Source organism: Amycolatopsis bullii (assembly GCF_014654205.1).
Taxonomy (GTDB): Bacteria; Actinomycetota; Actinomycetes; order Mycobacteriales; family Pseudonocardiaceae; genus Amycolatopsis; species Amycolatopsis plumensis.
The window spans coordinates 19,385-27,940 of record NZ_BNAW01000075.1; the positions used below are offsets into that span (position 1 = coordinate 19,385).

Genomic DNA, 8,556 nt, shown 5'->3' on the forward strand with positions numbered 1-8,556 from the left:
TCTATGGTGGGTTACGTCGGGACGGTACCGTCTCGTCCGAACGTCGAAGGAGGCTGTAGTGCACGACTTCGTCGAGCACGCACTCGAACTGCTGCTCAAGCACGACATGGCCGGGTTCGCCGGGCTCTGGGCCGAGGACGGCGTCCTCGAGTTCCCGTTCGCCGGTCCGGGCTACCCGAAGCGCGTCGAAGGCCGCGAGGCGATCCGCGAGTACCTGCGCGACTACCCGAACCTGCTGGACATCCGGGAAGTCACGGCCAAGACCGTGCACGAGACCGCCGACCCGGCCGTGGTCGTCGTCGAGTTCACCGTCGCCGGGGTCGTCGTGGCCACGCAGAAGCCGTACGAGCTGTCCTACATCGCGGTGATCACCGTCGAGGACGGCGAAATCCGCACTTACCGCGACTACTGGAGCCCGCTGGCCGCGGCCGAGGTCCTCGGCGGCGTCGAAGAGCTGACGGAGGCGTTCGGTGGCTGACGTCCTGGTCCTGGGCGGCACCGGCACGACCGGCCGCCGGGTCGTCGCGGGCCTGCGCGCGAACGGCGTCACGGCCCGGGCGGCCACGCGCAAGCCAGGTGAGGCAGGGCAGGTCCGGTTCGACTGGGCCGACCGCGCCACCCACGCCGACGCGCTGCGCGGCGCCTCCGCGGTGTACCTGCTGGCCCCGATCGGCGAAGCTTCGCCCGCCGGTCTGGTGGCGCCCTTCCTGGAGGAGGCCCTGGCGGCGGGCGTCCGGCGGGTCGTCCTGCTCGGCTCGTCGGCCGTCACCGACGACACCCCGGGCCTCGGCGAGCTGCAGCGGCTGGTGCGCACGGCGCCGGAGTGGGCGGTGCTGAAGCCGTCCTGGTTCATGCAGAACTTCACCGGCGAGCACCTGGTCGCCCAGGGCGTGCGGGACGGCGAGATCGTCACGGCCACCGGTGACGCCCGGGTCGCGTTCGTCGACGCCGGCGACATCGCGGCGGTCGCCGTCCGCGCGCTGACCGATCCCGAACCGCACAACACCGAACACGTCCTGACCGGACCGGCCGCGCTGAGCTACGCCGAGGCGGCCGCGATCGTGGCGGCACAGCTCGGACGTCCGGTGCGGCACCGGGCCGTCACCACCGCCGAGTTCGCCGAACGCCTGACGGCGTCGGGAATTCCCGCCGAGTTCGCCCGCGTGCTGGCCGCCCTCGACGAGGACATCCGGCGGGGCACCGAAGACCGCGTCACTCCGGCCGTCGAGCAGGTCACCGGGCGGCCGGCCCGTTCGTTCGAAACCTTTGCCCGGGAGGAAATCCGATGAAGCAGCTGATGTTCGAAGAGGACGCGCAGTTCTGGTTCGAGACCCTGCGCCTGTTCGGCCACACGTCCTACGGCGGCGCGGAGTTCGGCGAGGTCCTCGCGGCCGCCTCGACCGTGACACCGGGCGACTACGACAGCTGGCACGACGCCTACCGCGCGCTCGCCGACCGGCTGTACGCCGAAGCGGCCGAGGCGGGGCCCGCCACCGCGCGAGACCTGCTGCTGCGCGCGTCGACGTACTACTTCTCGGCGGAGTTCTTCCTGCACGGCGACCCGGCGGACCCGCGCATCGCGGCGGCGTACGACCGCAGCGTCGAGTGCTTCCGGCGCGCGGATGTCGCGGAGCCGATCGAAATCCCCTACGAGGGAACGGTTCTTCACGGCTACTTCTACCGCGCGCCGGGGGATGGCCCGAAGGCGCTGCTGATCATGCACAACGGTTTCGACGGCAGCGCCGAGGAATGCCACTTCATGGGCGCGGCCGCCGGTGCGTCGCACGGGTACCACGTCCTGACGTTCGACGGCCCGGGCCAGCCGAGCGCGATCCGGCAGCAGAAGCTCGTCTTCCGCCCGGACTGGGAGCACGTGGTGACGCCGGTGGTGGACTTCGCGCTCGGGATCGACGGCGTCGACCCGGCCCGGATCGCGCTGCTGGGCGTGAGCCTGGGCGGCGAGCTGGCCCCGCGCGCGGCGGCGTTCGAGCACCGCCTGGCCGCGGTGGTCGCGGTGGACGGCGTGTACGACGCCGGGGCCGCGGTGACGTCGATGCTGCCGTGGCCGCGCGAGGAGATCGTCCGCCGGGCCGGGGCGCCCCACGACGAGGAGTTCGACGCGTTGCTCGACGCGGGCCGCGCCAAGAGCCCGACGCTGCGCTGGGCGTGCGACCACGGCCGGTACGTCCTGGGCGCGGCGACCGACCGCGAGTTCATCGCGAAGTACCTGCAGTACACGCTCGAAGACGGCGTCGCGGAGAAGATCGAGTGCCCGGTCCTGGTCTGCGAAGCGGCGGACGACCTGTTCTTCGGCGGCGAGCAGGAGACCGAGCCGCGACGGCTGTACGCGCACCTGAAGGGGCCGAAGACGCTGCTGACGTTCACGGCGGAGGAGGGCGCCGACGCGCACTGCCACGTCGGCGCCCAGCGGCTGGCGGCGGGCCGGATCTACGACTGGCTGGACCGGACGCTTTAGCCCTCGAAGGCGAGTGCCGCGCCGAAGCCGACGAGGGCGGTGCCGGTGACGCCGTCGAGCGTGCGCCGGACCCGCCGCCGCCCGAGCCAGGCCCGGATCCGGTGCACCCCGGCGACGATGACGAGCTGCCAGAGCGTCGCCAGCACCCCGACGGTCACGGCGAGCAGCAGCGCTTCGGCGATCGTGGAGTCCGGGGAGAGGAACTGCGGCAGCATCGAGAGGTAGAAGACGAGGACCTTCGGGTTGGTGAGGTTGCCGAGGAACCCCTCACGCCACCGCCGTCCGCCGTGGGGCTTCGTTTCCGTGGTGACGCGGTAGTTCCCCCGCCAGGCGGCGACGAGCGCCTTGGCACCGAGGTAGACGAGGTAGGCCGCGCCGGCCCACTTGAGCGTGACGAAGACGGGCTCGGCGCGGACGATGACGGCACTGAGCCCGAGCGCGGCGGCCAGGCCCTGGACGAGGTTCCCGGACCCGATCCCGAGCGCGGTGAGCACACCCCCACGCCGCCCGCCGGCGAGCGAGTTCTTGAGCACGAGGGCGGTGTCCGGCCCCGGCACGATCAACACGAGCACGACGAAGAGCACGTACGTGCCATAAGTTCCCCAGGTCATGGGTCCAGGCTAGGCCTCGAAGGCGAGCGCCGCGCCGAATCCCACGAGCGCGGTGCCCGTCGCGCCGTCCATCGCGCGCCGGACCTTCCGCTGCTGCAGCCAGCCGCGCACCCGGTGCACGAAGAACAGCAGCAGCACCTGCCACACCACGCCCAGCGCCGCGACCGTGTACGCCAGCAGCAGCGCGTCGGCCTGGTCCGTCACCCCCGGTGTCAGGAACTGCGGCAGCACCGACAGGTACAGCACGATCACCTTCGGGTTGGTGATGTTGGACAGGAACCCCTCACGGAACCGGCGTCCGCGGGACGCGCGCGCCCTCCGGACGTCGTCGAGGGCTTCGTAGTTCCCGCGCCAGGCGCCGCGGAGGGCCTGGATGCCGAGGAAGACCAGGTAGGCCGCGCCGAGCCACTTCACCGTTTCGAACACCGGGCGGTAGCGGGTGATCACCGCGCCCAGGCCGAACGCCGCCGCCGTGCCCTGGAGGAAGTTCGCGACGGTGATCCCCGCGCACGCCCAGCCGCCGCCGCGGGCGCCGCCGGTCAGGGCGTTCTTCAGCACGACCATCGTGTCCGGGCCCGGCATCATCGCCAGGAAGGCCATCATCCCGGCGAAGCCGGCGTAGGTGCTCCAGGTCATCAGGACTCCAGGGCGAGGGCGGCGCCGAAGCCGAGCAGCGCGGTGCCGGTGACGCCGTCCAGCGCGCGGCGCACCCGGCGGCGCTCCAGCCACGCCCGCACGCGGTGCACGAAGACCAGCAGCACCAGCAACCACACCACGCCGAGCACGGCGACGGTGTAGGCCAGCGCGAGCGCGTCCCACGTCGTCGTGCGCGCCGGGTCGAGGAACTGCGGCAGCACGGACAGGTACAGCACCAGCACCTTCGGGTTGGTGATGTTGGAGAGGAAGCCCTCGCGGAACCGCCGGAAGCCGCCGCCCCGGCGCCGCTGCGCCTCTTCGACGGCGTGGTAGTTGCCCCGCAGCGCGCCACGCAGCGCCTGCACACCGAGGAAGACGAGGTAGGCCGCGCCGGCCCACTTGAGCGCGAGGAAGACCGGCTGCGACCGGGCGATGAGCACGCCGAGCCCTAGCGCCGCGGCGCTGCCCTGCACGGCGTTGCCGGCGAAGATGCCGAGCGACGCGAGCAGGCCGCCCCGGAATCCGCCCGACAGCGCGTTCTTCAGCATCACCATCGTGTCCGGCCCCGGAGCGAGGACGATCAGGACCACGATGACCAGGTAACTCCCGTACGAACTCCACGTCACGGCTGCCCACGCTAACCGACGGGCCGGGCACCGGTCTCGCGGATTTCGGTCACCCGGTTCGGCGCGTGGCAGCGCGGGACCGACCGGGCACAGATGGTGCACGAGCACGCGCGGGACTCGGCGGGAAAGGCCCCGGCAGAGTAGTGTTCGGCCATGTCAGCAGGGGAAATCGATCTTTCGCCCGGTGAACGCGTGCTCTGGGCGGGAGAGCCGGTCCAGCGCCCGCTCTACGTCGCCGCCGACGCGGTGACGGCTCCGGCCGGGCTCGTCCTCACCGCCGCCGCGCTGTGGTTCCTGCTCACCCGGCAGCCGAGCGGCCCCACGATGGCCGCGGCGGTGGTCGTGCTGGCGCTCGGCCTCTACGGTGCCGTCGGCCGGTCGATCGTCCGGTACCTCGCGCTCGGCCGCACGACCTACGCGGTGACGGACAGCCGGATCATCGCGCGCTCGGGCCTGTTCCGGCAGAAGGAACGCTCCAGCGAGCTGGCCGCCCTGCCGGAGCCGGCCCTCAAGCCCGGACCGTCCCGCACCGGGACCATCACCTTCGGCGGCTCGGGTGCGGTGACGCTGATGGGCGTCGGCGAGCCCAAGCGCGTCCGCGACCTGCTCACCAAGGCCATCGACGAGGCCAAGGCCCGCCAGGCGCCGCCGGAGGCGGGAAGTTCGGCCGCCTGAGGGCAACCCGCACGGCCTCCGGCAGCGTCAGCCCGGTAACAGGGAGGTCGCGGTGGCGGAGCCGAACATCGTGCTGGAGCCGGGTGAGCGGATGCTGTGGTCGGGGCGGCCGCAACGGATCGCCCTGACGGGCCCCGAGTGGTGCTGCCTCGCCTTCGGAGCGGTCCTCGTGGTCGTGGTGTTCGCCGCGCACGGGATGCCGTTCATGACCGGCCCGGTCCCGCTCACCGACGTGGCTGTCGTCCTGTGCGGGATCGCGGTCACCTGGGTGCCGGTGGGCCGGCGGCTGTGGGTGACGCGCCGCGCGGTGTACGTGGTGACCGGCGAGCGGATCGTCGTGGCCGACCGCGTCACCGGACGCACACGCGCCTCGGAGTACCGGAGCGCGTTGGCGCCGGCGGTCGTCCGGGTCGGACGAGATGGCACCGCCACGCTCACCTTCACGCGCCGGGACGCCCCCGGCGACGCTCTCGGTGTTCCGATGCGGAAACGGCTCCCCGCGATCCGGCTGTTCGCGGTGCCGGCGGACGAGCAGCTCCGCGTGCTGACCGAGCCGGGCGCGCACTGACGTCACCCGGACGTGTCCGATTCCACTGCCCAGCTATGTTACCGGTCGGTACACTCGACGAAACGTCCACCGCCGGAGGTGCCCTGTGCCGTACCCAACGGACCGCGAGCGAGACCGACCGTGGGTGATGCGGACCTATGCGGGGCACTCCTCCGCGGCCGCGTCGAACGAGCTCTACCGGCGCAACCTCGCGAAGGGGCAGACCGGCCTCTCGGTGGCTTTCGACCTGCCCACCCAGACCGGCTACGACCCGGACCACCAGCTTTCCCGCGGCGAGGTCGGCAAGGTCGGCGTCCCGGTGTCGCACATCGGCGACATGCGACGCCTCTTCGACGGCATCCCGCTCGCCGAAGCCAACACGTCGATGACCATCAACGCTCCCGCCATGTGGCTGCTCGCGCTGTACGTCTCCGTGGCGCGCGAGCAGGCCGAGGCCGAGGGGCGCGACGTCGACGAGGTCCTCGCGAAACTCGCCGGCACCACGCAGAACGACATCATCAAGGAGTACCTGTCCCGCGGGACCTACATCTTCCCGCCCGGGCCGAGCCTGCGGCTGATCACCGACGTGATCGCCTGGACCGTGCACCACGTCCCCAAGTGGAACCCGATCAACATCTGCAGCTACCACCTGCAGGAAGCCGGGGCGACACCGACGCAGGAGGTCGCGTACGCGCTGTGCACCGCGATCGCCGTGCTCGACGCCGTGCGTGATTCGGGGCAGGTCGACGCGGCCGACATGGCGAAGGTCGTCGCGCGGATCTCCTTCTTCGTCAACGCCGGTGTCCGGTTCGTCGAGGAGATGTCCAAGATGCGCGCGTTCACCGCGCTCTGGGACGAAATCACCCGAGACCGCTACGGCGTAACGGATCCCAAGGCGCGCCGGCTGCGCTACGGCGTGCAGGTCAACTCGCTCGGGCTGACCGAAGCCCAGCCGGAGAACAACGTCCAGCGGATCGTGCTGGAGATGCTCGCGGTGTCGCTCTCCCGCGGCGCCCGCGCCCGCGCGATCCAGCTGCCCGCGTGGAACGAGGCCCTCGGCCTGCCGCGGCCGTGGGACCAGCAGTGGGCGCTGCGGATGCAGCAGGTGCTCGCGTTCGAGACGGACCTGCTGGAGTACGAGGACATCTTCGACGGCTCGCACGTCATCCAGGCCAAGGTCGACGAGATCATGGCCGGCGCCCGCGAGGAGATCGCCCGCGTGCAGGACCTCGGCGGCGCGGTCGCCGCGGTCGAGAGCGGCTACATGAAGTCGCAGTTGGTCGCCTCGCTGGCCGAGTACCGCCGCGAGCTGGAGAACGGTGAGCGGGTCCTGGTCGGGGTCAACAAGTTCGAAACGACCGAGCCGTCGCCGCTGCAGGCCGAGGGTGCGAAGGCGATCGAGACGATCGACCCGGCCGTCGAGAAGGCCGCCGTCACCGCCATCGAGGAATGGCGCTCCCAGCGGGACAACGACGCCGTCGAGCGGTCGCTGGCCGCGCTGAAGGACCGCGCGCAGACCACGGAAAACCTCTTCGAGGCCACTGTGGACTGTGCGCGCGCCGGCGTGACCACCGGCGAGTGGGCAGGCGCGCTGCGCGAGGTGTTCGGCGAATACCGGGCGCCCACCGGTGTTTCCGCGACCGCGAGCGGCGGTGGCGACCCCGAGATCGAGCGCGTCCGCGCCCGCATCCGGGAAACCGAGGCGGAGCTGGGCGAGCGGCTGCGGATCCTGGTCGGCAAGCCGGGCCTCGACGGGCACTCCAACGGCGCCGAGCAGGTCGCCGTCCGGGCGCGTGACGTCGGTTTCGAGGTCGTCTACCAGGGCATCCGCCTGACGCCCGAGCAGATCGTCGCGGCCGCCGTGCAGGAAGGCGTGCACGTCGTCGGCCTGTCGGTGCTTTCCGGTTCGCACCTCGAAGTCGTCCCGCACGTCGTCGACGGCCTGCGTGCCGCGGGCGCGGGCGACGTGCCGGTGATCGTCGGCGGCATCATCCCGCCGGACGACGCCGCGCTGCTGGCCGAACGCGGCATCGCCCGGGTGTTCACGCCCAAGGACTACGAGCTCACCGGCATCATGGACGGCATCGTCAGCCTGATCCGGGAGCGGAACGGCCTCAGCTGAGCTCCGCCAGGACGTCCTTTGCGGACTTCACGGTGGCGAACTGGTTGGCCAGGTTCGCCGCCGTGACGCGGTAGAGCTCGTCCGCGGTCACCCCCGGGAGGTCGAACGTGAACGTGGCGTCGAGGGCGAAAGTGACGTCGTAGCCCAGGTTCCCGCCCATCCGCGCGGTGGTTTCGCAGCAGAAGTTCGTCTGGATGCCGGCCACGACGATGCTCGTGATGCCGCGCTTGCGCAGCCACGCGTCGAGGTCGACGTCGCCGAGGAACGCCGAGTTGACCTTCTTGCCGAACACGAGGTCCGGCCGCGCGCCGTCGAGTTCGGGCTTGAAGTCGTTGCCCGGCTGGCCCGGGCGCAGCGGCGAGCCGGGCTTCGGCGAATCGTGGTGCACGAGCACCACCGGGAGCCGCCGTTCCTGCCACGCGTCGAGCAGGGCCTTCATGTTCGCTTCGGCGCCCGGGTTGTTGCGCGGGCCCCAGAACTCGGGGTCGTCGAACCCGCGCTGGACGTCGATCAGGATGAGTGCCGTTTCGGTCATGCCGCCGAGTTTCGCGGCCTTCGAGGCCTCCAGGGGAGTGGCAGAAGGTGCGCGATGCGGTACTTTCCTGCCATGCGCACCATCGGCGTTCTCCTGTTGCCCGGCACCCGGGTGTTCGACCTCGCGGTGATCGGCGAGGTCTGGGGGCAGGACCGCACCGACAGCGGGGTCGGCCCGTTCACCGTGCGGCGGTGCAGCCCCGGCCGGGTGCGCACGCCCGCGTCGCCGTTCGGCGACGTCGCGGCCACGCACGGGCTCGCCGGGCTCGACGGCTGCGACCTCGTGCTGGCGCCGGGCCGCGACGACCCCCTCGCCCCGGTGCCGCCCT

Annotated in this window: 10 protein-coding genes and 1 pseudogene; 7 read left to right on the forward strand and 4 right to left on the reverse strand. The window is 71.7% G+C overall.

From position 1 onward, the window contains the following. Positions 1 to 58: 58 nt before the first annotated feature. The 3 genes from IE317_RS42040 to IE317_RS42050 are packed head-to-tail and all read left to right on the forward strand — an operon-like array spanning position 59 to position 2,476. Positions 59 to 478 carry a nuclear transport factor 2 family protein gene (locus tag IE317_RS42040; RefSeq protein ID WP_191316938.1) on the forward strand — a complete coding sequence of 140 codons (420 nt, stop codon included), beginning with the start codon at positions 59 to 61 and terminating at the stop codon, positions 476 to 478. Next, positions 471 to 1,289, forward strand: a complete 819-nt coding sequence (locus IE317_RS42045; RefSeq protein WP_191316939.1) for an NmrA family NAD(P)-binding protein — start codon at positions 471 to 473, stop codon at positions 1,287 to 1,289. The genes IE317_RS42040 and IE317_RS42045 overlap by 8 nt, the downstream gene beginning before the upstream one ends. Beyond that, on the forward strand, positions 1,286 to 2,476 hold the full coding sequence (locus IE317_RS42050) for an alpha/beta hydrolase family protein (RefSeq protein ID WP_191316940.1): 1,191 nt from the start codon (positions 1,286 to 1,288) through the stop codon (positions 2,474 to 2,476). The genes IE317_RS42045 and IE317_RS42050 overlap by 4 nt, the downstream gene beginning before the upstream one ends. Here the strand turns inward: IE317_RS42050 and IE317_RS42055 are convergent. The 3 genes from IE317_RS42055 to IE317_RS42065 are packed head-to-tail and all read right to left on the reverse strand — an operon-like array spanning position 2,473 to position 4,349. Further along, positions 2,473 to 3,087, reverse strand: coding sequence for a LysE family translocator (locus IE317_RS42055; protein ID WP_191316941.1), 615 nt, complete (start codon positions 3,085 to 3,087; stop codon positions 2,473 to 2,475). The genes IE317_RS42050 and IE317_RS42055 overlap by 4 nt on opposite strands. A gap of 9 nt (positions 3,088 to 3,096) precedes the next feature. Continuing rightward, on the reverse strand, positions 3,097 to 3,723 hold the full coding sequence (locus IE317_RS42060) for a LysE family translocator (protein WP_191316942.1): 627 nt from the start codon (positions 3,721 to 3,723) through the stop codon (positions 3,097 to 3,099). Next, positions 3,723 to 4,349: a LysE family translocator gene (locus IE317_RS42065; protein WP_191316943.1), complete on the reverse strand. Its 627-nt coding sequence runs from the start codon at positions 4,347 to 4,349 to the stop codon at positions 3,723 to 3,725. The genes IE317_RS42060 and IE317_RS42065 overlap by 1 nt, the downstream gene beginning before the upstream one ends. 153 nt (positions 4,350 to 4,502) lie before the next feature. Between IE317_RS42065 and IE317_RS42070 the strand changes: the two genes are divergently transcribed. The 3 genes from IE317_RS42070 to IE317_RS42080 all read left to right on the forward strand — a co-directional run bounded on the left by IE317_RS42070 (position 4,503) and on the right by IE317_RS42080 (position 7,693). Further along, entirely contained in the window at positions 4,503 to 5,024 is a 522-nt protein-coding gene (locus IE317_RS42070) for a PH domain-containing protein (protein ID WP_191316944.1), read from the forward strand. Positions 5,025 to 5,076: 52 nt separating this feature from the next. Then, positions 5,077 to 5,592, forward strand: coding sequence for a hypothetical protein (locus tag IE317_RS42075; protein ID WP_191316945.1), 516 nt, complete (start codon positions 5,077 to 5,079; stop codon positions 5,590 to 5,592). A gap of 85 nt (positions 5,593 to 5,677) precedes the next feature. Next, the gene (locus IE317_RS42080; RefSeq protein ID WP_191316946.1) at positions 5,678 to 7,693 is read left to right on the forward strand and encodes a protein meaA; all 2,016 of its coding nucleotides are present in this window, start codon (positions 5,678 to 5,680) and stop codon (positions 7,691 to 7,693) included. On the opposite strand, the gene IE317_RS42085 is transcribed toward IE317_RS42080, so the two are convergent. Then, entirely contained in the window at positions 7,686 to 8,228 is a 543-nt protein-coding gene (locus tag IE317_RS42085) for a cysteine hydrolase family protein (protein ID WP_191316947.1), read from the reverse strand. The genes IE317_RS42080 and IE317_RS42085 overlap by 8 nt on opposite strands. Before the next feature lie 72 nt (positions 8,229 to 8,300). Between IE317_RS42085 and IE317_RS42090 the strand changes: the two are divergent. After that, positions 8,301 to 8,556, forward strand: a pseudogene (locus IE317_RS42090) (GlxA family transcriptional regulator); the annotation flags it as partial.

What these genes read in the sequence shown, in the direction of transcription:
- IE317_RS42085 (WP_191316947.1), bottom strand. Translation starts at nt 8,228, where the DNA reads ATGACCGAAACGGCACTCATCCTGATCGACGTCCAGCGCGGGTTCGAC.
- IE317_RS42055 (WP_191316941.1), bottom strand. Translation starts at nt 3,087, where the DNA reads ATGACCTGGGGAACTTATGGCACGTACGTGCTCTTCGTCGTGCTCGTG.
- IE317_RS42060 (WP_191316942.1), bottom strand. Translation starts at nt 3,723, where the DNA reads ATGACCTGGAGCACCTACGCCGGCTTCGCCGGGATGATGGCCTTCCTG.
- IE317_RS42050 (WP_191316940.1), top strand. Translation starts at nt 1,286, where the DNA reads ATGAAGCAGCTGATGTTCGAAGAGGACGCGCAGTTCTGGTTCGAGACC.
- IE317_RS42070 (WP_191316944.1), top strand. Translation starts at nt 4,503, where the DNA reads ATGTCAGCAGGGGAAATCGATCTTTCGCCCGGTGAACGCGTGCTCTGG.